The organism is Desertibaculum subflavum (assembly GCA_003576705.1).
Lineage (GTDB): Bacteria > Pseudomonadota > Alphaproteobacteria > Ferrovibrionales > Ferrovibrionaceae > Desertibaculum > Desertibaculum subflavum.
Genome location: QOZS01000035.1, coordinates 20,469 through 44,845 on the forward strand (window position 1 = coordinate 20,469; position 24,377 = coordinate 44,845).

At 69.5% G+C, this 24,377-nt stretch carries 28 protein-coding genes; 16 read left to right on the forward strand and 12 right to left on the reverse strand.

Going from position 1 to position 24,377, the window contains the following annotated elements; all coding sequences use genetic code 11:
* Position 1: 1 nt before the first annotated feature.
* From DT074_RS17985 to DT074_RS18000, 4 genes are read left to right on the forward strand one after another with little or no spacing between them, the layout of a single operon-like run.
* Positions 2–700 (forward strand): XdhC family protein, encoded by a 699-nt coding sequence (locus DT074_RS17985; protein ID WP_119421246.1) that lies wholly within the window; start codon positions 2–4, stop codon positions 698–700.
* A 7-nt stretch (positions 701–707) separates the two neighbouring features.
* Positions 708–2,330, forward strand: a complete 1,623-nt coding sequence (locus tag DT074_RS17990) for an NTP transferase domain-containing protein (protein ID WP_119421247.1) — start codon at positions 708–710, stop codon at positions 2,328–2,330.
* Positions 2,331–2,335: 5 nt separating this feature from the next.
* Positions 2,336–3,562: an aminotransferase class V-fold PLP-dependent enzyme gene (locus DT074_RS17995; protein ID WP_119421248.1), complete on the forward strand. Its 1,227-nt coding sequence runs from the start codon at positions 2,336–2,338 to the stop codon at positions 3,560–3,562.
* Between the two features lie 3 nt (positions 3,563–3,565).
* A complete protein-coding gene (locus DT074_RS18000; RefSeq protein ID WP_119421249.1) occupies positions 3,566–3,988 on the forward strand; it encodes an iron-sulfur cluster assembly scaffold protein in 423 nt (140 codons plus the stop codon).
* On the opposite strand, the gene DT074_RS18005 is transcribed toward DT074_RS18000, so the two are convergent.
* Positions 3,983–4,729: a tetratricopeptide repeat protein gene (locus DT074_RS18005; protein ID WP_368744757.1), complete on the reverse strand. Its 747-nt coding sequence runs from the start codon at positions 4,727–4,729 to the stop codon at positions 3,983–3,985. The genes DT074_RS18000 and DT074_RS18005 overlap by 6 nt on opposite strands.
* 195 nt (positions 4,730–4,924) lie before the next feature.
* On the opposite strand from DT074_RS18005, the gene DT074_RS18010 reads away from it, so the two are divergent.
* From DT074_RS18010 to DT074_RS18025, 4 genes are all read left to right on the forward strand, one after another.
* Entirely contained in the window at positions 4,925–5,146 is a 222-nt protein-coding gene (locus tag DT074_RS18010; protein WP_119421251.1) for a hypothetical protein, read from the forward strand.
* A gap of 8 nt (positions 5,147–5,154) precedes the next feature.
* Positions 5,155–5,349 carry a DUF2842 domain-containing protein gene (locus DT074_RS18015; RefSeq protein ID WP_368744753.1) on the forward strand — a complete coding sequence of 65 codons (195 nt, stop codon included), beginning with the start codon at positions 5,155–5,157 and terminating at the stop codon, positions 5,347–5,349.
* Positions 5,346–6,827 (forward strand): M81 family metallopeptidase, encoded by a 1,482-nt coding sequence (locus tag DT074_RS18020; protein ID WP_119421253.1) that lies wholly within the window; start codon positions 5,346–5,348, stop codon positions 6,825–6,827. Before DT074_RS18015 ends, DT074_RS18020 begins: the two co-directional genes overlap by 4 nt.
* Before the next feature lie 65 nt (positions 6,828–6,892).
* A complete protein-coding gene (locus DT074_RS18025; RefSeq protein WP_162914984.1) occupies positions 6,893–7,669 on the forward strand; it encodes an MBL fold metallo-hydrolase in 777 nt (258 codons plus the stop codon).
* Positions 7,670–7,689: 20 nt separating this feature from the next.
* On the opposite strand, the gene DT074_RS18030 is transcribed toward DT074_RS18025, so the two are convergent.
* Positions 7,690–8,409, reverse strand: coding sequence for a Crp/Fnr family transcriptional regulator (locus tag DT074_RS18030; protein WP_119421255.1), 720 nt, complete (start codon positions 8,407–8,409; stop codon positions 7,690–7,692).
* A 166-nt stretch (positions 8,410–8,575) separates the two neighbouring features.
* On the opposite strand from DT074_RS18030, the gene DT074_RS18035 reads away from it, so the two are divergent.
* On the forward strand, positions 8,576–8,935 hold the full coding sequence (locus DT074_RS18035) for a hypothetical protein (protein WP_119421256.1): 360 nt from the start codon (positions 8,576–8,578) through the stop codon (positions 8,933–8,935).
* Between the two features lie 17 nt (positions 8,936–8,952).
* Here DT074_RS18035 and DT074_RS18040 read toward each other — a convergent pair whose 3' ends face one another.
* Positions 8,953–9,327, reverse strand: coding sequence for a response regulator (locus tag DT074_RS18040; protein WP_119421257.1), 375 nt, complete (start codon positions 9,325–9,327; stop codon positions 8,953–8,955).
* Positions 9,328–9,500: 173 nt separating this feature from the next.
* Between DT074_RS18040 and DT074_RS18045 the strand changes: the two genes are divergently transcribed.
* The gene (locus DT074_RS18045; protein WP_119421258.1) at positions 9,501–10,007 is read left to right on the forward strand and encodes a hypothetical protein; all 507 of its coding nucleotides are present in this window, start codon (positions 9,501–9,503) and stop codon (positions 10,005–10,007) included.
* 7 nt (positions 10,008–10,014) lie between these two features.
* Positions 10,015–11,181 (forward strand): cobalamin-independent methionine synthase II family protein, encoded by a 1,167-nt coding sequence (locus tag DT074_RS18050; protein ID WP_368744754.1) that lies wholly within the window; start codon positions 10,015–10,017, stop codon positions 11,179–11,181.
* A gap of 7 nt (positions 11,182–11,188) precedes the next feature.
* Here DT074_RS18050 and DT074_RS18055 read toward each other — a convergent pair whose 3' ends face one another.
* Positions 11,189–11,749, reverse strand: coding sequence for a hypothetical protein (locus DT074_RS18055; RefSeq protein ID WP_162914985.1), 561 nt, complete (start codon positions 11,747–11,749; stop codon positions 11,189–11,191).
* A gap of 101 nt (positions 11,750–11,850) precedes the next feature.
* Between DT074_RS18055 and DT074_RS18060 the strand changes: the two genes are divergently transcribed.
* Both DT074_RS18060 and DT074_RS18065 read left to right on the forward strand, forming a co-directional pair.
* Complete coding sequence (locus tag DT074_RS18060) at positions 11,851–12,840, forward strand: NAD-dependent epimerase/dehydratase family protein (protein ID WP_119421260.1); 990 nt, start codon at positions 11,851–11,853, stop codon at positions 12,838–12,840.
* A gap of 38 nt (positions 12,841–12,878) precedes the next feature.
* Positions 12,879–13,235 carry a DUF488 domain-containing protein gene (locus DT074_RS18065; protein WP_119421261.1) on the forward strand — a complete coding sequence of 119 codons (357 nt, stop codon included), beginning with the start codon at positions 12,879–12,881 and terminating at the stop codon, positions 13,233–13,235.
* Between the two features lie 23 nt (positions 13,236–13,258).
* Here the strand turns inward: DT074_RS18065 and DT074_RS18070 are convergent, their stop codons facing one another.
* The 4 genes from DT074_RS18070 to DT074_RS18085 form a co-directional block, all read right to left on the reverse strand.
* Positions 13,259–14,497, reverse strand: coding sequence for an RNA polymerase sigma factor (locus DT074_RS18070; RefSeq protein ID WP_119421262.1), 1,239 nt, complete (start codon positions 14,495–14,497; stop codon positions 13,259–13,261).
* On the reverse strand, positions 14,494–14,868 hold the full coding sequence (locus DT074_RS18075) for a YciI family protein (RefSeq protein WP_119421263.1): 375 nt from the start codon (positions 14,866–14,868) through the stop codon (positions 14,494–14,496). The genes DT074_RS18070 and DT074_RS18075 overlap by 4 nt, the downstream gene beginning before the upstream one ends.
* 91 nt (positions 14,869–14,959) lie before the next feature.
* Positions 14,960–15,748, reverse strand: a complete 789-nt coding sequence (locus DT074_RS18080; RefSeq protein WP_119421264.1) for an SDR family NAD(P)-dependent oxidoreductase — start codon at positions 15,746–15,748, stop codon at positions 14,960–14,962.
* Between the two features lie 11 nt (positions 15,749–15,759).
* A complete protein-coding gene (locus DT074_RS18085) occupies positions 15,760–16,980 on the reverse strand; it encodes a CaiB/BaiF CoA transferase family protein (protein WP_119421265.1) in 1,221 nt (406 codons plus the stop codon).
* 218 nt (positions 16,981–17,198) lie between these two features.
* Here DT074_RS18085 and DT074_RS18090 point away from each other — a divergent pair, with 218 nt between their 5' ends.
* Entirely contained in the window at positions 17,199–17,723 is a 525-nt protein-coding gene (locus DT074_RS18090; RefSeq protein ID WP_119421266.1) for a PAS domain-containing protein, read from the forward strand.
* 29 nt (positions 17,724–17,752) lie between these two features.
* On the forward strand, positions 17,753–19,039 hold the full coding sequence (locus DT074_RS18095) for a methyl-accepting chemotaxis protein (protein ID WP_119421267.1): 1,287 nt from the start codon (positions 17,753–17,755) through the stop codon (positions 19,037–19,039).
* Here DT074_RS18095 and DT074_RS18100 read toward each other — a convergent pair whose 3' ends face one another.
* Entirely contained in the window at positions 19,040–19,966 is a 927-nt protein-coding gene (locus tag DT074_RS18100; protein WP_119421268.1) for a DMT family transporter, read from the reverse strand. It lies immediately after the preceding gene.
* A gap of 7 nt (positions 19,967–19,973) precedes the next feature.
* The gene (locus DT074_RS18105; RefSeq protein ID WP_162914986.1) at positions 19,974–20,897 is read right to left on the reverse strand and encodes a DMT family transporter; all 924 of its coding nucleotides are present in this window, start codon (positions 20,895–20,897) and stop codon (positions 19,974–19,976) included.
* A 173-nt stretch (positions 20,898–21,070) separates the two neighbouring features.
* Between DT074_RS18105 and DT074_RS18110 the strand changes: the two genes are divergently transcribed.
* Complete coding sequence (locus tag DT074_RS18110) at positions 21,071–22,429, forward strand: DUF3179 domain-containing protein (protein ID WP_162914987.1); 1,359 nt, start codon at positions 21,071–21,073, stop codon at positions 22,427–22,429.
* Here the strand turns inward: DT074_RS18110 and DT074_RS18115 are convergent.
* Entirely contained in the window at positions 22,417–23,505 is a 1,089-nt protein-coding gene (locus DT074_RS18115; protein WP_119421289.1) for a DNA topoisomerase IB, read from the reverse strand. The two genes, DT074_RS18110 and DT074_RS18115, sit on opposite strands and share 13 nt — an antisense overlap.
* Before the next feature lie 69 nt (positions 23,506–23,574).
* The gene (locus DT074_RS18120) at positions 23,575–24,363 is read right to left on the reverse strand and encodes an SDR family oxidoreductase (RefSeq protein WP_119421271.1); all 789 of its coding nucleotides are present in this window, start codon (positions 24,361–24,363) and stop codon (positions 23,575–23,577) included.
* Between the last annotated feature and the right edge of the window lie 14 nt (positions 24,364–24,377).

A 24,377-nucleotide genomic window follows, 5' to 3' on the forward strand; every position in this document is an offset into this window, starting at 1 on the left:
GATGGACCGCGCGCTTCTGGCCCAGCTCAACGCCGACCGCGCCGCCAAGGTGCCGGTCGCGGTCGCGACCAACCTGAAGTCCGGCGCTCAGACCCTGCTCTATCTCTATGGCAAGAGGGGGGCGAACGGCTGGCCGAACCAGGTGGCGGAGCGCGCCCGTGCGGTGCTGGTCGCCGACAAGGCGGAGACGGTGGAGACCGAGGACGGACCGGTCTTCCTCAATCCGTTCAACCCGCCGCTTCGCCTGATCGCGGTGGGCGCGGTGCACATCACCCAGGCGCTGGCGCCGATGGCCTCGCTCGCCGGCTACGCCGTGACCGTGGTCGATCCGCGCCGCACCTTCGCGACCGAGTCCCGTTTCCCCGACGTCGTGCTCTCGAACGCCTGGCCGGACGAGGCGATGGCTGGGCTGAAGCCGGACCTGCGCACCGCGGTCGTCACCTTGACGCACGATCCGAAGCTGGACGATCCGGCGCTCGATGCGGCGCTCAAGTCGGATGCCTTCTATATCGGATCGCTCGGTTCGAAGAAGACGCACAACGCACGCCTCGAGCGGCTGCGCCGCGCCGGCTTCTCCGACAACGAGCTCGCCCGCATCCACGGGCCGGTGGGCCTTTCGATCGGCGCCAAGTCGCCGGCCGAGATCGCCATTTCGATCCTTGCCCAGATGACCCAGGCGCTGCGCCAGGAAGCGGCGTAGGGCGCGCATGTTCTTCGGTACCCTTCCGCTCGACCAGGCCGAGGGCGCCATTCTGGCGCATTCAGTCTCGGTCGGGACGCGCCGCTACAAGAAGGGCCATCGCCTCGCCGCCGCCGACCTCGCCTTGCTGCGCGAAGCCGGCAAGGCGAGCGTGATCGCCGCCAGGCTCGAATCCGGCGACGTGCCGGAGGACGAGGCCGCGCGGCGCGTCGCCCAGGCCGCGACGGGAGCCAATGTCCGGCGGCAGGAGCCGTTCACCGGCCGCTGCAATCTTTACGCGTCGGTGCGGGGTGTCGCGGTCATCGACCATGCCCGCGTCGATCGCCTGAACGCGATCCACGAGGCGGTGACCATCGCGACGGTACCGCCCTTCGACCTGGTTGATCCCGACCAGATGCTGGCGACGGTGAAGATCATTCCCTTCGCCGCGCCCGCGGCGGCGGTGGCGGAGGCCGAGCGTATCGCCGCCGAGGGCGGGCCGCTGGTTCGCGTCGCCGGCTTCGCGCGCAAGCGCGTCGGCCTGGCGGTGACCCGGCTGCCGGAGACCAAGCGATCGATCGTCGACAAGACCATCGAGGTGGTGCGCACCCGCGTCGAGCGCTGCGGGTCCGAGCTGGCGGTGGCGTTCGACTGTGCCCATGAGGAGGCGGCGGTGGCGGACGCGGTGCGCAAGCTCGCCGCCGAAGGCGCCGATCCGATCCTGGTCTTCGGCGCCTCCGCCAATGTGGACCGGCGCGACGTGGTGCCGGCCGGCATCGCCGGCGCCGGCGGCGAGGTGCTGCATTTCGGCATGCCGGTCGATCCCGGCAACCTGCTGCTGCTGGCGCGGCTGGGCGGCCGGCCGGTGATCGGCCTTCCGGGCTGTGCCCGCTCGCCGAAGATGAACGGCTTCGACTGGGTGCTGGAGCGGCTGCTGGCCGATGTGCCGGTGACGCCGGCCGATATCGCGCGCATGGGCGCCGGCGGCTTGCTCAAGGAGATTCCGACCCGGCCGCAGCCGCGCGATGCCGAAGCCCGGGCGGCCAAGGCGCCGCGCGCGCCCCGCATCGCCGCGATCGTGCTGGCCGCCGGCCGCTCCACCCGCATGGGCTCGAACAAGCTGCTCGAGCCGCTCGGGGCCAAGCCGATGGTGGCGCATGTCGTCGATGCCGTGCTCGGCTCCGCCGCGCGGCCGGTCGTGGTGGTGACCGGCAATCAGGCCCCGGCGGTCGAGGCGGCGCTGGCCGGCCGCGCCGTCAGCTTCGTCCTCAATCCCGACTTCGCCGACGGCATCGCCGGATCGCTCCGCCGCGGCCTGTTGGCCCTGCCGTCCGGCATCGACGGCGCCGTCGTCTGTCTCGGCGACATGCCGGACGTGCAGGCCGGCCATATCGACCGCCTGATCGCCGCCTTCAATCCGGTGGAGGGCCGCGCGATCTGCCTGCCCACCATGCATGGCAAGCGCGGCAACCCCGTGCTGTTCGGCGCGGAATTCTTCGCCGAGATGCGCGAGGTGCAGGGCGATACCGGGGCCAGGCATCTGATCGGCGCCCATGGTGACGTCGTCTGCGAAGTGGCGATCGACGACCCGGCCGTGCTGGAAGATATCGACACGCCGGAGGCGCTGGCCCGCCTCCGGGCGCGGGGGTGACGGCCATGGCCTTCGACGTCGCCGCGATCCGCGCCCAGTTCCCGATCCTCGATCCGGCCGCGCATGGCCGGCCGCTGCACTATCTCGACAACGGCGCGACGGCGCAGATGCCGCAGGCGGTGCTCGACGCGGTGATCCGGCACGAGACGCGCCACCGCGCCAATGTGAAGCGCAGCGTGCACTTCCTCGCCGAGGCGGCGACCGAGGCCTATGACCAGGCGCGCGACGCGATGGCGGCTTATGTCAATGCCGCCGGCGCCGACGAGATCGTGTTCACTTCCGGCTGCACCGCGGCGATCAATCTCGTCGCGCATTCGTTCGGCGCGTTGCTGAAGCCCGGCGACGAGGTGGTGTTCTCGACCCTGGAGCACCATAGCAACATCGTGCCCTGGCACATGCTGGCGAAGCGTGCCGGCGTGGTGGTGAAGGCGATCCCGGTGACCGCGGAGGGCCGGCTCGACCTCGCCGCGCTGCCGAAAGTGATTGGCCCGCGCTGCAAGCTGGTCGCCGTCACCCATGTCTCGAATGTCACCGGCGCCGAAACCGATGTCGCTGCATTGGTCGCCGCCGCGCGTGCGGTCGGCGCCAAGGTGCTGCTCGACGGCGCGCAGCGCGCGCCGCACGGACCGATCGACGTGGCCGCGCTGGGCGTCGACTTCTATGCCTTCTCCGGCCACAAGATGTTCGGGCCCAACGGCATCGGCGTGCTGTGGGGCAGGGGCGAGCTGCTGGCCAGGATGCCGCCTTTCCTCGGCGGCGGCGAGATGATCACGCGCGTGACCTTGGAGGAGACGAGCTTCGCCGAACCGCCGCGCCGCTTCGAGGCCGGCACGCCGCCGATCGCCCAGGCGGTCGGCATGGCGGCGGCGGCGCGCTGGATCGAGAGCGTCGACCAGGAAGCGGCGCATGCCCATCTGCAGAAGCTGACGGCCAGGCTGCTCGACGGACTCGACGGCATGAAGAAGGTCCGCGTCATCGGTCCGACCGGCCTGCAGGCGCGCTTTCCCGTGGTTTCCTTCGCGGTCGAAGGCGCACACCCGCACGACATCTGCCAGATGCTGGACGAAGACGGTGTCGCGCTGCGCGGCGGCCACCACTGTGCCCAGCCGCTGATGGCTGCCTTTGGCGTCACCGGCACCACCCGCGCCTCGCTCGCGCTCTACAACGATGCCGGTGATATCGACGCGCTGCTCGCCGGCCTCGACCGCACCATCCGGCGCCTGACAGCTTGAATCATGAGCGATCTCTACCAGACCGACCTGCTTCGCATGGCCGCTGCCGCCGATGGCGCCGGACGGCTCGACGAGCCGCGCGTGAGCGCGACGCTCGACAACCCGCTCTGCGGCGACCGCGTGACGATGGATATCCGCCTGGACGGCGACCGCGTGGCCGCACTGGCGCATGAGACCAAGGCCTGCGTCGTCTGCCAGGCCGCCTCGGCGGTGATCGCCCGCCATGCGGGCGGCCTGACGGCGGAGGCCCTGGCGGCCGAGCTTGGTGCGGTGGATGCGCTGCTGAAGGGCGAGGCGGCCGGCGCCGGCCATTGGGCGGAACTCGACGTGTTTCGACCGGTCGCGCGGGTGAAGAGCCGGCATGCCTGCGTGCGCCTGCCCTTCCGCGCGCTCGAAGCCGCCTTCAAGGCGGCCAAGGCGTCATAGCTGGCGCTTGAAATCCGCTTCCAGCTGCATCGCCTGGCGCATCAGCTCGGGCGTCATCGCCGGCTCCAGCGCCTTCAGGCCGGCCCGCGCCAGCGCGGCCACATGGCCGCCGGCCCGCGCCGCGGCGAGGCGCAGCCAGGCCTGGGCGCTGGCAATGTCGCGATGCGGCTCCTTCAGATACAGGACGCCGAGATTGTAGAGCGCGTCGTCGACGCCCCGGTGCGCCGCCACGCGGTACCAGCGGAGCGCGGCATCGCGGTCGGCCTCCACGCCCTCGCCCCGGGCCAGCATGGTGGCGAGGTTGTTCGCCGCCCGGCCGTGGCCCTGCAGCGCCGCCGCGTGGTACCAGGCGGCCGCCGCCTCCACGTCGCGCTCGCCGCCGCGGCCCTCTTCCATCATCACGGCCAGGTTGAACTGGGCCACCACGATGCCGGCCTCGGCCGCGTGGGCATAGAGCCGCCGCGCCTCGTCCGGGTCGCCGGGGATGCCGGTCGCCCGCTCCAGCATCTGGGCCAGCCTGAGCTCGGCCTCGCGATGGCCCTGCGCCGCCGCGCGCCGGTACCATTCGGCCGCCTCGGCCGGCGCGCGCACCTCGGCTTCCTTGTAAAGGCCGTACCAGAATTGCGCCGCGGGCTGGCCCGCCTGTGCGGCGGCGCGCATGGCGGCCACTTCGTCGGAGGCGGGCTCGGCGGGGGCAGGAACCGGTGCGCAGGCGATCGCCAGCGCCATGACGGCGGCCACCAACGTGCCCGCTGATCCCCGGACGTGTCGCACGTCTCGATCCCCTTGGCCCGCGATCCTGGTGCCGCGGACGCGATAGGGAACGAGGCCGGCGGGCGAGAGTCAAGGGCGACGCGGCGGGAAATCGCCGGAAGCGGGGCGCTTGTCGTCACGGGCCTCCCGCCCGCCGCGAAGCGCGGCTATTGTTGCAGGATCATGTCGTCCAGCGCCCCCAGTCCCGATCCCCGCCCCAGCGATCTGAATGCCTTCCTCGACGCGATATCGAAGGCGCTCGCGCTGGCGCCCGAGGAGGTCGCGAAGGCATTCGAGGCCGGCCTGGCCGAAATCGAGCTGATCGAGGATGCGGATGGCCGGCGCGCGGTCGGCGTCCGCATCGGGGAGCACCGGGGCGTGGTGACGCTCGGCCCGGCCGGATGAGTGATGCGGTGCGCAAGCTGTTCGGTCTGGTGGTGCTGCTGGCCGGCCTGGTCGTCTACGCGCTGCTCGCGATGCGCCTCGCCGTCGCGGTGCTGCCGGACGACCTGATCGTGCAGACGCTCTATTACATCGCCGCCGGCGTGGTCTGGATCGTGCCGGCCGTGCCGTTTGTCCGCTGGGTACAAAGGGGCCGCCCGTCATGACGCGTCGCGTATTGATTGCCTCGGTGATGCACGAGACCAATACCTTCTCCCGGCTGCCGACCGACCTGGAAGCGTTCCGCCACCGCTATCTGCACCGCGGCGAGGCGGTGCCGGCCAATTTCCGCGGCACATCGACCGAGATCGGCGGCTTCCTCGAGATCGCAGCGCGCGAGGGCTGGCAAGTCGCGCATCCGATCGCCGCCGCGGCGACACCGTCGGGCAAGGTGACGGGCGAGGCCTGGGCGGTGCTGTCCGGCGAGATCGTCGAGGCGGCGCGCCCGCGGCCGGACGGCATCCTGCTGGCCCTGCACGGCGCCATGGTGACGGAGACCGTGGACGATGCCGAAGGCGATCTGCTGGAGCGTCTGCGGGCAACGGTCGGCAATGACGTGCCGATCGCCATCACGCTGGACCTGCACGCCAACGTCACCGACCGCATGGCGCGGCTGGCCGACATCATCATTCCGTACCGCACCTATCCGCATGTCGACCAAGTGGAGCGCGCCCGCCAGGCGGCGGAACTGGTCGCGCGCGCCATGGCGGGCGAGATCCGGCCGCAGACCGTGGTGGCGCGCCGGCCGACCTTGGACGGCATGGATCATGGCCGCACCACCAGCGAGGGCCCGATGCGGGCGCTGCTCGCCCGTGCCGCCGCCTTCGAGCGGGAACCTGGCGTCCTGGTGGTCGGCCTGAATGCCGGCTTCGGATGGGCCGATATCGCCGAGGCGGGACCTTCGGTCACCGTGACGGGCGACGGCAACTCGCCGCGCTGGCGCGCCATCGCCGACGAGCTGATGGACGAGGTCTGGCAGACGCGGACGCAGTCAACGGCGACCCTGTTGCCGGTGGCCGATGCGGTGGCCCGGGCGCGACAGATGGGCAAGCCGGGCAAGCCCGCGGTGCTGGCCGACACCACCGACAATCCCGGCGGCGGCGGCTATGGCGATGCCACCCGGCTGCTGGCGGGCATGATCAATGCCGGTCTGCAGAACGCCGCCTACTGCCCGATCACCGATCCGGCGGCGGTCGCCGCCTGCCGGCAAGCCGGCCTCGGCGCCCGGCTCAGCCTCGCCATCGGCGGGCAGGTCGATCCGGCTTTCGGTCCGCCGCTCGGCGTCGAGGGTACGGTGCGCTTTCTGGGTGACGGCGCCTTCACCTTCGACGGGCCGATGTGGAAGGGCCTCAAGGGCACGATGGGCGAGATTGCCGTGCTGGCGGTCGGCGGGGTCGAGATCGTGCTGGCCAGCAACCGCTTTCAGGTGACCGATCCGCAGCACTTTCTCGCCGCCGGCATCGATCCGCGCGCCAAGTCGGTCATCGGCCTGAAGTCGTCGCAGCATTTCCGCGCCGCCTACCAGCCGATCGCGTCCGAAGTGCTGCTGGTCAATTCCGGCGCGCTGACCAATCCCGACTATCGCATGTTCACCTACCGCAAGCTGCGCCGGCCGATCTGGCCTCTCGACGATGTCACCGCGTGAAATATTGATGGCGCTATAATCCCGCCCTCGGTTCCGTCGCCCGGGGTGAGCGGATGCGTCGTGGCTTGTTGATCCTGTCGGCCGCCCTGGCGGGCCTGCTGGCGCCGCTCGTCGCGGCCGCGAATTGTCTCCCCATCGTGCAGAACCAGCCGCGGGTGATCCCGGCGCGGTTCGAGCTCGCCGCCGTTCCGAAGGGCCATGTCTCGCTCAGCTTCCTCGGCCATGCCAGCTGGCTGATCGAGACGCCGGGCGGCATCACCGCGGTGACCGACTACAACGGCTGGATCAAGCCGCCGCGCCTGCCCGACATCGTCACCATGAACCGGGCCCATTCCAGCCACTTCACCGAGGCGCCGGAGCCCGAGATCAGGCACGTGCTGCGCGGCTGGTCGCCGGATGGCGGCATGGCGCAGCATTTTCTCAAGCTCGGCGACATGCGGGTGCGCAACGTGCCGACCAATATCCGCTCCTATGCCGGCACCATCCGCAACGGCAACTCGATCTTCGTGTTCGAGGCCGGCGATCTCTGCGTCGCCCATCTCGGCCATCTGCATCACACCCTGACCGAGACCCATCTGACCGAGCTCGGCGCCATCGACATCGTGCTGGCGCCGGTGGATGGCGGCTACACGCTCGACCAGGAGGGCATGATGGAGGTGCTGCGGCAGATCAAGGCGCCGCTGATCATGCCGATGCACTTCTTTTCCAACGACACGCTGGCGCGCTTCCTGACCGAGGCGGCCAAGCATTTCGCGATCGAGCGCCATCCGGCGCCGACCATCGTGCTGAGCCGCGACCAGCTGCCGAAGACGCCGACGGTACGGGTGCTGCCAGGCTTTTGAGCTGTTGCGGGTTTCTGACCCTATTCCGCGGCGCGCGCCGTGCCTTCGTCGCCGAGCCGGGCGGCGACCGCCTCCAGCCGGGCGCGGTCCCGGATATAGAGGCTCTTCTCCTTGCGCTTGACGATGCCGCTCGCCTGCAGCTGGCTGATCACCCGCGCCACGGTCTCGCGGGTGGTGGAGGCAAGCCCGGCGATCTGGCTCTGCGTCGGCAGCGGATAGACGACCCAGGAACCGGCGGCGAGCGGGTCGGGCTTCGCCATCTTCAGGATCTCCATATGCACGCGCTGCACCGCACCCAGGGTCGAGAGGTCCATGATCCGCTCGTTCGAAATGCGGATGATGCGGGCGAGGCGGAGCAGCACCCGGTTCATGATCTTCGGGTTGGCGAGCAGCACCTCGTTGAACACTTCCGGGGCCAGGGCGGCGAGCAGACAGCGCTCGCCGGCGACGACGGAGGCGGAGCGGGGCTCGCCGTCGATCGCCGACAGCTCGCCGAAGAAGCCGCCGGCCGGCACGCTGGCATAGGCGACCTCGCGCCCGGTCAAGGAGAAGTTAACCACTTGCACGCGACCCTGGGCGACGAAGAACACGTCCCGGCTGGAACTGTTGCGGTCGAGAATCTGCTCGCCGCTGGCATAGCGGCGCCAGACGCAGCGCTGCTCGAGCCGCCGGAGCTCGCCGGGATCGATGCCCTCGAGGAGCTCGACCCCGTCCAATCGCCCTTCCGGCTGCGCCGCCATGACCCCTTCCCCCAAGATCTTGATATCTATGTGGATATTACACATCGGGCCGGACCTGGATAGCGCCTGTCACAGTGACCAAGCTGTGACGGCGCGCCCTTCTGCCGCCCCGACGGCTAGTCTAGCATATGCAGAGAATCGCGATGCGGAACCAGGGAGATAGGCCGTGACGGTGGGAGACTGGCTGATCGTGATCGCACTGGCCGCGGCGATCTGGCGGCTCGGCGATCTGGTCGCCCTCGGCCGCAAGATCGTGGCCGATCTCGGCGCCGGCGGCGCCGAGCGTGTCGCGGTGGATGTGCAGAACCTGGGCAAGCAGGTCGATCATGTCGGCGTCGCCGTCATGGACCTCAACCGCGACGTGGCCAACCTGCAGCGCGAGCTGGCGGAGCTGAACCGCTCGATCGGCAAGCTCAGGGGCGATCTCGGCAAGCTGCAAGGCGCTGCCGGGCCGGATGTCGACCCGGAGACGGCCGCGGCGATCCGCGACCTCGCGGCGCTCGCCAAGGATATCGATCGGCGGTGAGACGGCCTCTGCGCCGCTCAGTGCAGCAGACGGCGCACCGTGGTCAGCAGCTCGTCGGCCGAGATCGGCTTCTGGCAATAGGCATTGCAGCCGGCGCCGAGCAGCCGGTCCAGGTCGGCCATCAGGGTGAAGGCGGAAACCGCGATCACGGGGATGCGGGCCAGCTCGGCATCGGCCCTGAGCAGGCTTGCCACTTCCAGCCCTGAAATTTCCGGCAGCTGCAGGTCCAGCAGAATCAGGTCGGGCCGGTGCCGGCGCGCCAGTTCCAGGCCCTCATCGCCCTTGCGGCTCAGCAGCGTGCGATAGCCATGCGCATGCAGCAGGTCGCCGAACAGCTTCAGGTTCAGAATGTTGTCTTCGACGACGAGAATGGTCGGGCAAGCCGCGCGCATGCCTGGGCCCCCCTTCGGTAAGATTGCGATAACCAAAGCTAACCCACGATGGCACAACGGGTTGTGACGCCGGTCACGGCCCGGTTGCGACGCCGGTCACGCCGGCGGCATGGCGATGGACGCGGGCACGGGGCGGCCTTAGGCTCCGCCGGTCCTAGGACGGATGGTCAACGATGATGCGACTGCCCAATCTCGCCGCCGTATCCTGTCTCGCCGCCATGTCCTGTCTCGCCACCGCGGCGCTGATGGCCGCGGAAGCACAGGCGCAGCAGCAGAACACGAAGCGGCCCTATGTGCAGACGCCGGCCTATGTGGGTCCGCCGGTGCCGGTCCAGCCGCAACGTACCTATCCGACCCCGCGCGACCCGCTGGTGACCCAGCCGGAAGCCAATGCCAATCAGATCAATCCCTATTTCCGCACCGACCAGCTGCCGACCAACAGCCCGCTCTATCGGCCCTATCAGCAGGGCGCGACCGCCGATCCATTCGCCCCGCCCGCGTCCTTCCAGGGCAGCGGCGCCAAGTCGTACAACCAGAACCGGGCGGAGAACCCGCCGGCGGCGCGGCCCTGTGCCAATTTCGACCGGATGAGCGACGCCTATGCCAATTGCAAGGCGGCGCAGACCAAGGAAGCCTACAGCAACAATCAGCAGCTGAGGGCGCGGCAGCAGCCGCGTTGATGCCGGCATGGCGATGCGCGGCGGCGACCGGCGCATCCTGACCACCCATGTCGGCAGCCTGCCGCGCGATGCGGTGCTGTCCGACCTGTTGATCCGCCAGGAACGAGGCGAGGCGATCGATCGCGCCGCCCTCGATGCCGCCATCGCCCGCGCGGTGGATGCCGTGGTCGCCGGTCAGATCGAGGCCGGCATCGACATCATCAATGACGGCGAGCAGCCGCGCGTCGGCTTCCAGACCTATGTGCCGCAGCGCATGCAGGGCTTCGCCGGCGAATCGCGGCGGTCGCGCCCGGCCGACTATCTCGCCTTCCCGGAATTCGCCCGCCGGGCCGTCACCCGGTTCGGCGCGCGCTCGAAGGTGGCCAACGCGCCGATGGCGGTGGGCGAGATCGTCTACACCGACCTCGCGCCGGCGATCGCCGAGTGCGACGTCTTCGACCGCGCGACGTCAGGCCGCGAGGGGCGCTTCGTCGATCGCTTCATGACGGCCGCCTCGCCCGGCATCGTCGCCACCACGATGCAGAACGCCCATTACGACAGCCACGAGGCCTATGTCTTCGCGCTCGCGCGCGAGCTCGCCAAGGAATACCGGCTGATCGTGGACCGCGGCTATGTGCTGCAGATCGACGCGCCGGATCTCGCCATGGAACGCAGCATGATGTTCCAGGACAAGCCGCTCGCCGAGTTCCTGGCCGCGACCGAGATTCATGTCGCCGCGCTCAACGCGGCGCTCGACGGCATCCCGCTGGAGCGCGTTCGCCTGCATTGCTGCTGGGGCAATTGGGAGGGGCCGCATGTGCATGACGTGCCGCTCGCCGACATCCTCCCGGTCGTCCTGCGCGCCAAGGTAGGCGCGCTCAGCCTCGAATTCGCCAATCCGCGGCACCAGCACGAATATGCGGCGCTGAAGCGGATGCCGCTGCCGGAGCGGATGCGGCTGCTGCCGGGCGTGATCGATTCGACCACCAACTATGTCGAGCACCCGGAAGTGGTGGCCAACCGCATCTGCGAGGCCGTCGCGGCGGTCGGCGACCGCGAGCGGGTGATCGCCGGTTGCGATTGCGGCTTCGGCACCTTTACCGGCTACGAATTCGTCGCGCCCGACGTGGTCTGGGCCAAGCTCCGCGCCTTGAAGGAAGGCGCGGAGCTCGCCACCCGTCGCCTGTGGGGCTGAGCCGCGCTCAGCAATCGCCGCAGCGGTCGCCGTTCATCTCGATCTGCCGGTTGGTCGGCGGCAGAAGCTCGGCCAGCATGGCGTTCATGGTGGTCTGGAAGGCCGGGTCCTCCGGCGAGGCCGCCGGCCCGCCATAGGCCCGCACTTCGGACGCCAGGCGATCGGCCACGCAGAGCGTGCCATGCGCCACAATCGGCCCACCGCCCGGGGTGAAGCCGCCCCATTCCTGCCCGCGGCAGAGCTGGTCGCCCACCGGGCCGCCGGCCGGCGGGTTGAAGCGCAGGATCAGCCGGTAGGACGAGGCGGTCTCCTGGTTCGGCCGCGTGGTGAAACGGAAATTGCGGTGCCAGCCGGGCGGCTTCAGCGCCGCCGCCACCCGCTCGCCCTCGTACTGGGCGGGGAAGGGGTTGCCGCGAATCTCGGTCGCCAGTTCGCCGCCACGGGCCGCATAGCCCATCGTGGTCGAGCTGTAGAGCGTCGTCAGGTCGGCGGAGCCGACCCGTGTGGTCTGCGTGCAGGCAGCCAAGGCTGCTGTTGCCGCCGCCAAGGCGATATGCCGTATCGACATCCAAGGCACTCCGAAGCAGAGTCCCCAGCCACCCCGCTTCCTAGATAGTCGAGGGCGGGGCGATTGCAAATGCGCAAGCGCGTGATTGGGAGGAAAGTGTAATGCAGATCACAGGGCGCCGGTTTCTGATCACCGGCGGGGCCAGCCTGGTCGGCTCGCATCTGGCGGAGGAGTTGCTGGATCAGGGTGCAGCCGAAGTCGTCATCTACGACAATCTTTCCTTCGGGGCCGAAAGCGCGCTGGCGCATCTGAAAGGGCGCAAGGGCCTGACCATTCGCCGCGGCGACGTGATGAAACTGCACGACCTGATCGATGCCATGCAGGGCGTCGACGGCGCCTTCTCCTTCGCCGCCTTCATGACCCTGCCCATGTCGCGCGATCCCTGGACCGGGCTCGACGTCAATATCCGCGGCCACCAGAACCTGCTGGAGGCCTGCCGCGTCGCGGCTGCGAAGAAGATCATCTTCGCCTCGTCCTCGGCCGCCTACGGCTATGGCCTCCAGGGCACCATCACGGAGGACACGCCGTTCCACACCAAGGGCGTGCCGCCGGCGGCGGTGATCTACGGCGCCACCAAGATCATCGGCGAGCAGCTCTGCGCCGATTACGGCGCGAAATACGGGCTCGACTGGGCGGTGCTGCGCTTCTCCACCGTCTATGGTGAGCGCCAGCACTACCGCGCCGCCAACGCGCTCTACATCATCGAGGCCTATGACCGCGTGGCCAAGGGCGAGCCGCCGGTGGTCTATGGCGACGGTGCCGAGACCAAGGACTTCGTCTATGCCGGCGACGTGGCGCGGGCCTGCCGCATGGCGATGGGCGCCGACGTCACGCGCGAGACGGTCAACATTTCCGGCGGCAAGGAGATCACCACCAAGGCGCTGGCCGAGCTGGTGCTGCGCCTCACCGGCTCGAACCTGAAGGTCGAGCACCGCGACCCGGCCTCGGGCGGCGTCCGTCTCACCTCGGCGCATGCCTTCCATTACGACAACGGCAAGGCGAAGCGCGTGCTGGGCTGGGAGCCGAAAGTGCCGATCGAGGAGGGCGTGCGCCGGCTGATCGAATGGCGCAAGGCGAACCCGCCGGCCTGAGGGCTGGCCTCGCAACCGGGGCGCGTTAGATCCTTCACATGGCGAAGCACCCGGTCCATCTGAAGCGGGTTTACGAACCGCCGGCCGAGGATGACGGCTTCCGCGTGCTGGTCGACCGCGTCTGGCCGCGCGGCGTGTCGAAGCAGGCGGCGGCGGTCGACCTCTGGATGAAGGATATCGGGCCGTCGACAGCGCTCCGCCAATGGTTCGGCCATCAGCCCGAACGCTGGCCCGAGTTCCGTCAGCGCTACCTCGCCGAATTGCGCAACCGCGCGGAGGACATCGCGACGCTGCGGCAGCATGCACGTCGCGGCCGGCTGACGCTGGTCTATGGCGCGCGCGATACCGAGCGCAACCAGGCCGTGGTGCTGAAGGAAGTTCTGACGGGCGATTGAGCCGCGAAAGCGCCGACCCCGCGCTACTTCTGCAGCCGATCCAGATGGCGGCGGATATGGGCGGCCTCGGCCGCGGTATGGGCCAGCGCGATGGCACGGTCGAAAGCGCTGCGCGCCTCGTCCCGGCGCCCGAGCTGCAGCAGGAAAGCGCCGCGCGCGCCATGGAAGTGGAAATAGCTGCCGAGCTTCGGCGCCAGCGGCTCGATCAAGGCGAGTGCCGCGTCGGGACCGCGGAGCTTGGCGATGGCGACAGCGCGGTTCAGCGTGACCACCGGCGAGGGCTGCATCTGCTCCAGGGTCGCATAGAGCAGGTCGATCTCCGCCCAGTCGGTCTGCTCCGGCCGGCGCGCGCGGGCATGCAGGGCGGCGATGGCGGCCTGCACCTGGTACGGTCCGGTGCGGCGGTGGCGCATCGCCTTGTCGATCAGCGCCAGGCCCTCGGCGATCATCTCGCTGTCCCACAGACCCCGATCCTGGTCCTCCAGCAGCACCACCTCGCCCGCCGCATCGAACCGCGCCGCATGGCGCGAATGCTGCAGCAGCATCAGCGCCAGCAGGCCCATGATCTCGGGCTCGGCCGGAAACAGCCTGAGCAGCAGACGGCCGAGCCGGATCGCCTCGATACAGAGCGGCGCCCGCGCCGCCGCCTCCGCGCCGGCGGTGGAATAGCCTTCGTTGAAAACCAGGTAGATCATCGCCGCGACGGCGGCGAGGCGCTCGGCGCGCTCCACCGCGCCCGGCGTCTCGAATGTCACTTCGGCGGCGGCGATGCGCCCCTTGGCGCGGGTGATGCGCTGCTCCATCGCCGCCTCGCTCACCAGGAAGGCGCGGGCGATCTGCGCCACCGAGAGTCCGCAGACGATGCGGAGCGCCAAGGCAACCTGCTGCGTCGCCGGCAGCTCCGGGTGGCCGCAGACGAACAGCAGCCTGAGGATGTCGTCGCGATAACCGGCCTGGTCCAGCTGCTCCGCCACGGCCGTCTCCGCGTCGTCCAGATCGGAGATCGCCGCCTCTTCCGGCAGCGCGACGAGGCGCTTTTGCCGGCGCACATGATCGATGGCGCTGTTGCGGCCGACGAAGATCAGCCAGGCGACCGGATCGCGCGGCGGGCCGTTCTTGGCCCAGGCGGCGAGCGCCTTGAGGCCGGCCTCCTGGCAGGCCTCCTCGGCGATGTCGAGGTCGCGGAAATGCCGGAGCAGGGCGGCCATCACCTGCGGCCGGGCCGAGGCGAGCGCCCTGCCGATCCAGTCGAGATCGGTCACGTGGCGACCGAGCCCGGCCGGAAGATGCCGACCGGCCGCACTTCATAGGAGCCGGTGCCCGGATTGGCCTCGGCCAGCTCCCTGGCGAAGCCCAGCGCCTCGTCCAGCGAGCTGCAATCGACCATGTAGAAGCCGAGCAGCTGTTCCTTGGTCTCGGCAAACGGGCCGTCGATCACCAGCGGCTCGTCGCGGCCTTTGCGCAAGGTGGTCGCGGCGGTGGTGGGGAGCAGTCGGGCCACCGGCCCGAGCCGGCCCTGGGCCGACCATTTCTCCTGCACGGTGCGGAGCTTGGCCATGACGGCCTCGTCCTCGGCCTTGCTCCAGGTGCCGATCACGTCCTCGACGTTGTAACAAAGAACCGCATACAGCATGCCGAATACCCGCCGTTCGCCGGGGCCATGTCACCCCAAGGACGAACGACTATGCCGGCTGCCGACACGGTGCCGAGGAATATTTGTGAGGCTACCGCGGCCAGGCCCGCAGCGCGCAGAGCCCGCCATCGATCGGCAGCAGGATGCCGGTCACCCAGCGGCTCTCGTCGGAGGCGAGGTAGACCGCGCCATGAGCAATGTCCCAGGCGGTGCCTTCGGTCTGCAGCGGCACCATCTGCCGCCGGCGCTCGCGCGCCTCCGGCCCGAGATGCGCCACCATCGGCGTGTTGACGGAGCCGACGATGATGCAATTGGCGCGGATGTTGTGCTGGGCATAGTCGGCGGCGAGCGACAAGGTGAAGCCGTGCAGGCCGGCCTTCGAGGTCGCATAGGCGATGGCGCCGGGGCTGCCCATCAACCCGAGCGCGCCGGCGATCGACGACACCATGATGACGGAGCCGCCGCCGCCCGCCTTCATCCGCGGCAGGCAGTATTTCGCGCACAGCATGGCGGAGGTGAGGTTGGTCTCCAGTGCCCGGTGCCAGTCGGCGAGCGAGACCGTTTCCGGCGTGCCGGGCGCGCCGACGCCGACATTGTTGTGCAGGATGTCGAGCCGGCCGTAGCGCTCAGTGGTGAAGTCCGCCATGGCCTCGGCGTCATCGGCCTTGGTGACGTCGCCGGCGAAGACGGCGGCCTCGCCGCCCTCGCGCCGGATCTGCTCGGCCAGCGCCTCGGCGCGGCCGGCCTGGCGGTTGACCAGCACCACCTTGGCGCCCTCGCGCGCGAACAGGATTGCCGTCGCCATGCCGTTGCCGACGCCTTCGCCGCGCGGCGCCGCGCCGGTCACCACCGCGACCTTGCCGGCCAATCTTCCCGTCATCAGAGCCTCCCTCAGCCGACGATCTTGCGCTCGCGCAGGTCTGCGATTTCGGCGGCGGAGCAGCCGGCGAGACCCTGCAGCACTTCCTCCGTGTGCTCGCCCAGCGCCGGCGGCGGCCGGCTGTCGTCCACCGGCGTGTCGGAGAAATGGTAGTTCGAGCCGATGATCGGCATCGGCCCTTGACTGTTGTGCCGGTAGGTCTTCAGCATGCCGCGGCGCTTCACTTCCGGATATTCCAGCGCCTCGTTCATGTCGCGGATCGGCCCGGCCGGCAGGTGGCGCAGCTTCTCGGCCCAGCTCTCCTTGGTGTCGGTCATCAGCACATCGCCCATCAGGCGATAGAGCTCGGCCTTGTTCTTGACCCGGTCGGTGAGCTTGGCGAAGCGCGGATCGGTCGCCCATTCCGGATGGCCGAGCGCCTTGCAGGTATCGGTGAACAGCTTCTGGTTCGCCGCCGCGATATAGATATGGCCGTTCTTCGTGGGAAAGGAATTGTTCGGCGCCGAGGCGAAATGCCCGTTGCCGGCCCTCTTCGGGTTCTCCCCGCCGATCAGGTAGTACGATCCGAGATTGCCGAGCGAGACCAGCGCCGTGTCGTACAGCGCAAGGTCGATATACTGGCCGCGCCCGGTATCGCGCCGGGCATAGAGCGCCGCGTTGATCGCGGCAACCGCATGAATCGCCGTCATGGTATCGACCACGGCGATGCCATGGCGCACGCCCGGCCGGTCGGCCTCGCCGTTGACCGACATCATGCCGCTCTCGGCCTGCAGCACCGGGTCATAGCCCGGCCGGTCGGCGAGCGGCCCCGACTGCCCATAGGCCGAGATCGAGAGGTAGATCAACTTCGGGTAGCGCTTCGCCAAGGTCTCGTGGTCGAAGCCGTATTTCTTCAGCACGCCGGGGCGGAAGTTCTCCACCATCACGTCGGCATCGGCGAGCAGCTTGTGCACGATCGCCTGACCCTCCGGTGTGGTGAAGTCGAGCGCGACGCTCTTCTTGCCGCGGTTGAAGGTGATGAAGAAGTGGCTCTCGCCGTCGGACGTGCCGGGCTCGCCGCCGATGCGCGGCCCCGCGCCCTTGCGGGTGTCGTCGCCGCCGTCGGGGTTCTCGATCTTCAGCACCTCGGCGCCCATATCGGACAGGATCTGCGTGCACATCGGCCCCGCGATGACGCGCGAGAAGTCGACGACGCGGATGCCGGCAAGCGGCGGACGACCGGATTGAGCCATTTGCGGCGATTCCTCCCATTGGACCGGCCAATCTTACATGTGCGAGGAAATTGTGCAGGCTCGCGGCTGCAAAGGTGATCTGCGCGCCGCACGGGGAGGGCTGCGTCAGCCGGCCGCGGCCAGATGGCCTAAGCGACACTACGTATCCGGCTTTTTCAGCGAGGGTTAAGCCTCGGACCGCAGATTCATCCCGTGCGATTGTTTGAGATGATGGAGCCATGGCCCGTTCTTCGATCTCCCCTACCGGGAAGGAAGTTTTCTTCGATCCCGACGATGTCATCGTCAGCAAGACCGATGCGAAGGGAAAGCTCGTCTATGCCAACGACGTGTTCCTCAGCATCGCCGGTTACCGCGAGGGCGAGGTGCTCGGCCAGCCGCACAACATGATCCGTCATCCGGACATGCCGCGCAGCGTCTTCGCCGTGCTCTGGGAGACGATCCAGAGCGGCCGCGAGATCTTCGCCTATGTGAAGAACATGACCAAGTCGGGCGATCACTACTGGGTCCTCGCCCATGTCACACCGAGCCGGGATGCCGCGGGCAGCATTGTCGGCTTCCACTCGAACCGGCGGGTGCCGAGCCGCAGCGCGATCGAGCAGGTCGAGCCGCTCTACGGCGAGATGCGACGGGCGGAGATTGCCGCGGCAGGGCCGCGCGAGGCGATCGCCGCCGGCAAGGAGGTGCTGCAACGGGCACTGGACGCCGCCGGAAAGAGCTACGCCGCCTTCATATTTTCCATCTAGCGCCGCCCGTCGGCCCAGGAATTTGCAGAATGTTCTTCTCCCCCCGTCGCAACATTGCCGCCGGCACCGTTCCGGCGGCGGTGATCATGGATGATCCCCGCATTGCCGAGCTGGAGATGCGTCTTGCGGCCAGCGACGCGGCGCTCGCCGCCGCCGAGGCTGACCGGACACGCCTCGCCGAAGCGCTCGGCAAGGCAACGGAGGCCTGCCGGCGCGTGGCCAAGGGCGACTTCGAGGCGCGCGTCCTGCAGATCGAGCATCTCGGCGACGCGGTGCCGTTCCTCAATGCGCTGAACCGGGTGTTCGACCTCTCGGACGCCTTCATCCGCGAAGCCTCCGCCTCGCTGGAGCACGCCAGTCGCGGGGAATACCACCGGCCCTTCCTGCTGGAGGGCATGACGGGATCGTTTCGTGCCGGTGCCGGGGTCATCAATACCGCGCGCGAGGCGATGCAGCGGATGGAGGCCGAGGCGCGGGCGGAGCGGCATCGCCTGGCCGATGCTTTCGAAGCGGCCATTTCCGGCATCGTGGACCAGGTGGCCGGCGCCGCCACCGAGCTCGATACGACCGCCGGCAATATGAGCAAGCTGTCGCAGGAAACCGGCCAGCGGGCCGATGCGGTGGCGTCCGCCTCGGAGGAGGCGTCGAGCAACACGCAGACCGTCGCGGCGGCGACGGAGGAATTGACCGCTTCGGTCGGCGAAATCAGCCGCCAGGTCAGCGAGGCCGGGCGCATCGCCAGCGCGGCGGTCGAGGAATCCAGCCGCACCAACCAGAGCGTCGCGGCGCTGGTGCAGTCGGCGCAGCAGATCGGCGACGTGGTCCGGCTGATCCGCGAGATCGCCGGGCAGACCAATCTTCTCGCCCTCAACGCCACCATCGAGGCGGCACGGGCCGGCGAGGCGGGCAAGGGCTTCGCCGTCGTGGCGTCCGAGGTCAAGGCGCTGGCCAATCAGACCGCGAAGGCGACCGAGGAGATCGGCGCGCAGATCGCCCGCATCCAGGAGCGGACCCAGCAGGCAGCCGGCGCGATCCAGTCGATCGGCCGCACGGTCGACCAGATCAATCAGATCTCGCTCGCCATCGCCGGTGCGGTGGAGGAGCAGAGCGCGGCCACGGGCGAGATCAGCCGCAACGTGCAGGACGCGGCGACCGGCGCCCGCACGGTCGCCTCCAACATCGACGCGGTGTCCAGCATGGCCGGCGAGACGCGCAACGCCGCCGGCGATCTGAAATCGGCCTCCGGCGAGCTGGCGCGGCAGTCGGAGATGCTGCGTCGCGAGGTGGACGGCTTCCTGGTGAAGATCAGGGCTTAGCTAGGCGACCTTCGCCGCGGCGCGTGTCGCCTTCGCCTCGCGGTGCGAGGCAAAGGCGGCGGCGCCGACGATGATGGCGGCGCCGGCGATGGTCCAGAGATCGGGCTGCTTGCCGAAGGCGACCCAGTCGAGCCCGGTCGCCCAGACGATCGACAGGAACACGATCGACTGCGTCGCCGAGATGTCGGCGGCGCGGTAGGAGGCCGTGATCAGCCAATAGGCCGTGGTACCGAACACGGCCGCGAGCAGCGCGAGCGCCAGCTGGAGCGGCGAGGGCGTCACCCAGAACCACAGCGCCATCGGCAGGAAGAGGAGCGAGGCCAGCACGTTCTGCCAGAACAGGATGGTCAGCGTGCCATCGGCCCGCGTCAGATACTTCACCGTCAGGTTGGAGGCGGCGACCAGCGGCACCGAGGCGAGCAGGAGCAGCACGCCGATGCTGGCCGAGATGCCGAGCGAAAGCTTCGGCGCCAGCACGACCAGCACGCCGAGAAAGCCGACCAGAACGGCGACCCAGCGCCGCGCCGTCACCTGCTCGCCCAGCACCAGCGCGGCGCCAAGGGTCACGAAGATCGGGCCGGAGAAGCTGATCGCCGCCGCCTCGGCCAGGCTGATCAGCGGGATGGCTAGGTACCACATCGTATAGGCCGCGGCGTGAAAGCCGGAGCGCAGCAGATGACGCGGAAACTGTCGCGTGCGGGCGACGGCGAGGCCGACCGGGAGGAACAGCGGCAGCACCAGCATGAAGCCGAAGGTCCAGCGCAGCCAGGACACGACCAGCGGCGGCAGCTCGAGGGTGAGCTGGCGCACCACCATGTTCATCAGCTGGAAGATCACGCCGGCCAGCGCCGCGTAGAGCAGGCCGCGCACCACCGGGTTCGGTATCAGGGCCTCGACCAGGCGCTCGGGCGCGGAGGCGGCGGACATCGCGGGTTCAGGCGGCCGCGCGCGGCGCGGCGGCGCGGGCGGCCTGTGCCTCGTGACGCGCCAGCAGGATGGTGCTGGCGAAGATGACGGCCGCGCCGATCAGGGTCCAGAGGCCCGGAATGGCGGCGAACACCACATAGCCGGCGATCGATGCCCAGACCAGATTGAGGAAGCTGACCGACTGCACGCTCGAAATATCGGCGACGCGGAAGGCCCGCGTCATGCAGTAATGCCCGAGCGACCCGAGCACGCCGAGCGCTGCCAGCGCGGCCCACTGGGGCGGACTCGGCGGTGTCCAGTAGGCGAGGGCGAACGGCGTCAGCAGCAGGCCGACGGTCAGGTGCTGCCAGAACACCACCACCTCCGGCCGGTCCACCCGGGTCAGCACCTTGGCCACCAGGAAGGATGCGGCGAAGAGCGGCGCGGCGCCGAGCAGGAAAAGGTTGCCGATGGTGACTTCGGTGAAGGCGCCCTGCGACCACGGCTGCACGACGATCAGCACGCCGAGGAAGCCGGTCGCCACCGCCGCCACGCGCGGCGCCGTCATGCGCTCGCCGAGGAACAGCACGGCGCCGAGGCAGATGAAGATCGGGCCGGTGAAGCCGATTGCCGTCAGCTCCGCCATGCTGACGGAGGGGAGGGCGATGAACCACAGCAGCATGCCGCAGGCATGCAATCCGCCGCGCGCAATCTGCAGCAGCGGCGCCCGCGTCATGCACGCAGCCGGACCGATCCGCCAGATCAGCGGCGTCAGCACCAGGAAACCGAAGCTGTAGCGCAGGCAGCCGACCACCCAGGGGTCGAGGTCGTGCGACATCGCCTTCATGGCGGTGTTCATGACCGAGAACAGCGCGCCGCTGGCTCCCATCCACAGCATGCCGCGCAAGGTGGGGCTCAACCCGCCCACCAGCTCAATGCCCCGTCCGGCCACGTTTCCTCCGCTTCGCGGCCAGACTATAGCCGCCGGCCGACCTCCGGCCACCCGCGATGCCAACACGGCGGCCATGCGCAGCCCCGGCGGCGGGTATCACATACACGTCAATCGGAGCGCCGGAGGCGGCGCTCTATCCTGCCGCCATGGCCTGGGCGATGCACCGGAGAGGCATGCTGTGGGGCGCGGCCGCGGCGGCGCTCTGGCGTCCGGCGCGGGCGGCCGATGCCGATCCCGAAGCCGAGACGATCAACGACCACCTGTGGAAGCTCTATGCCGGCGGCCCGGCCGCGCGGGCGGCGGCGCATGCTTGGCTCCGCGCCCGCGGCAAGCCGGACGTGGTCGCCGGGCTGATCGACGTGATGCGGCTCAACTTCAACCACCATGACGAGATCGACCGCACCTTGCAGGCGGTGACCGGCGCGGTCGCGGCGGGCGAGCCGGACCGCGAATGGTTCAACTGGATGCGCTGGCAGGAAGCCCATCCGGAGATCAGGCCCTATCAAGGCTACGCCACGTTCAAGGCGGGCCTGTTCGGCGAGTTCGATTTCGCCTTCGCCGATTTCCTGATGGCGCCGCCGCCGCACCGCATCCGCATCGAGGAGGTCACCTGGGGCGGCGTGCGCAAGGACGGCATCCCGGCGCTGGTCAATCCGGCGATGGTTGCGGCGGCCGAGGCGCGCTACCTGACCGACGACGAGCCGGTCTTCGGCGTGGAGATCGAAGGCGACGCCCGCGCCTATCCGTTCCGCATCATGGACTGGCACGAGATGGCGAACGACGTGGTCGGCGGCGTGCCGGTGGCGCTCGCCTATTGCACGCTCTGCGGCGCCGGCATTCTGTTCGACACCCGCGTGGAGGGGCGGGCCGAGCCCTTCGTGTTCGGCTCCTCCGGCCTGCTCTACCGCTCCAACAAGCTGATGTACGACCGGCAGACCGACACGCTCTGGAACCAGTTCAGCGGCCGGCCGGTGATCGGCCCGCTCGCCGCCGGGGAGATCAAACTCAAGGTGCTGCCGGTCGCCATCGCCTCCTGGCGCGAGTGGCGCGCGCGCCATCCGATGACGCGCGTGCTGTCACTGGAGACCGGCCATGTGCGCGACTACACGCCGGGCCGGCCCTATGGCGGTTATTTCGCCAGTCCCGACCTGATGTTCCCGATCGAGACCAAGGACGGCCGCCTGAAGCCGAAGGATCAGGTGTTCGGCCTGCGCCTCGACGGCCGCGAGAAGGCCTGGCCGCTTGCCGCCTTCGGCGCGGGCAAGGTGATCAACGACCGGATCGGCGACACGCCGCTGGTGCTGATCGGCTCCGCCCGTGAGCGCACCGTGCGCGCCTATCGCGGCAACGGCCGACCGTTCGCGAAGGGGGCGAGCGCGGCGCTGCTCACTCAGGACGGCGCGAGCTGGCGCATGGAAGAGACGGCGCTGGTCGGGCCGGACGGCGCGCGGCTCGATCGCCTGCCCGGCCATGTCGCCTATTGGTTCGCCTGGTCCGGCTATCTGCCCGAGGCGGATTTCTACCGGGAGTGAGCGGGTCCGGCGACGCCGGGGCCGGGTGGCTTGCGCGCGTAGCGGCGGGCGAGGCGGGCAACCGTCTTCTCCGCCTTGCGCACGCCGCCGCCGCCGCGCGTCCGCGCATGCACCCGGGCCAGCGTGCCGGTCTCGAATCCGATCGGAATCGCCTCGTGCACATAGCTCTTGCGCGCCACGGCCGGGGTATTGGCCAGGCTTTCTGCTACTTCGGCGATCACTTCGGCGACCTGCTTGCGACGCCTGCGCTCGACCCGGGCGGGCTTGACCTTCGCCAACAGCTCCGCCGCGGCGGCGCTTGCGCCGAGCATGCGCAGATCCTTCGCCGTGACCGGGCTGCCGGCGGCTTCTTGAAGGTAGCGATTCACCTCCGCCGAGGTGAGGTTGCGAAGGCGGCCGGCTTCGTCGTGAAAGCGCAGAAGGCGCGCCCCCGGCAGTTTGAGCATGCGGCGGATCGCCCTGACCAGGCTGGCATGTGTCGTCGTACAGTTGACGATGCTGCCGCCTTTGCCGCGGAAGCAGAACTCCAGTTCCCGCGCATTCACCGTGACATCGCGCTTCAGCAGACTCGCCGCGCCGCGCCCGCCATCGCGCCGCGCATAGCTCTCCGATCCCACCCGGATCAACTGATCGTCGATCAGCGCCACCGCGATCGCCGAGGCGAGCCGGCGATCCGTGTCCTTGCCTTTGAGGTCACGGGCGACCCGGGCGCGCACCGCCGGAAGGCTGTCGACCATGCTGGCCAGCCGCTGCACCTTCAAGCGCTCGCGCACCTTGGCCCAATCCGGATGATAGCGATGCTGCCGTCGGCCCGCGGCATCGATGCCGACGGCCTGCAGATGTTGCCGCGGATGTGGTGCGACGCGCACATTGTGATAGGCCGGGGGGATGGCGAGCGACCTGATGCGGCGGATCGTATCGGCATCGCGGATCAGCCTGCCGAGACCGTTCCGATAGCAGAAGCCCTTGCCGCGCCGCTCGCGCCGGATGGTCAGCGAGCCGACCGAGCCGAGCTTGAGGCCGGCCGCCTCGGCGATCGCAGCGATCCTTGCCTTTTCGCTTTGGCCCGCGGCCATCCCGTTCACTTCCATCCCGCAATCGGCGGAACGGAGAACGGCCGAGGCTGCCTTGCGGTTCCCTTCCGGCTATTGCCCGCGCCGCTGGCCCTCGCCGGTCTTGTCGCGCAGGCGCCGCATGCCGGCAAGCCAGCGGTCGATATTGCCGGCCTTGCGCTGCATGTAGTCGTGCACCACCGGGTGCGACAGGATCAGGAACCGCTCCTCCTGCATCGCCTGCAGCACCGCCTGCGCCACCTCCGCAGGCTTCATGATGCCGTCGACCCCGGCCGCCGTGGTGCCGGCGCCGCGATACATCGCCGTGTCCACCGCCTGCGGGCACAGCACCGAGACGCGGATGCCGCGGTCGCCGTACTGGATGGCGAGATGCTCGGCCAGCGCGACCGCCGCATGCTTCGTGACGCCATAGGGGGCGGAGCCCATGGAGGCGAGCAGGCCGGCCGCCGACGCAGTGTTGAGCAGATAGCCCGAGCCGCGCGCCAGCATGCCGGGCACCAGCGCGCGGGCGGCGTAGACGTGGGCCATCACATGCACGCGCCAGCTTGCCTCCCAATCGGCATCCAGCGCGTCCTCGTGGCCGGGTCGCGCGATGCCGGCATTGGAGAAGAAGATGTCGACCGGGCCGAACTTCGCCTCGGCGGCGGCGACCAGAGCCTGCACATCGGCCTCGCGGCCGATATCGCCGGCGACGGCGAGGCCGCCGATCTCGCGCGCTGCCTTGTTCAGCCGGTCACCCGCCGCCGGCAGGTCGGCCACCACGACACCGCGCGCGCCGGCCGCGGCATAGGCCCGCGCGATTGCCTCGCCGATGCCGCCCGCCGCGCCGGTGACGACGCAGACCTTGTCCTTCGGATGCATGGCTCCTCCCGTCC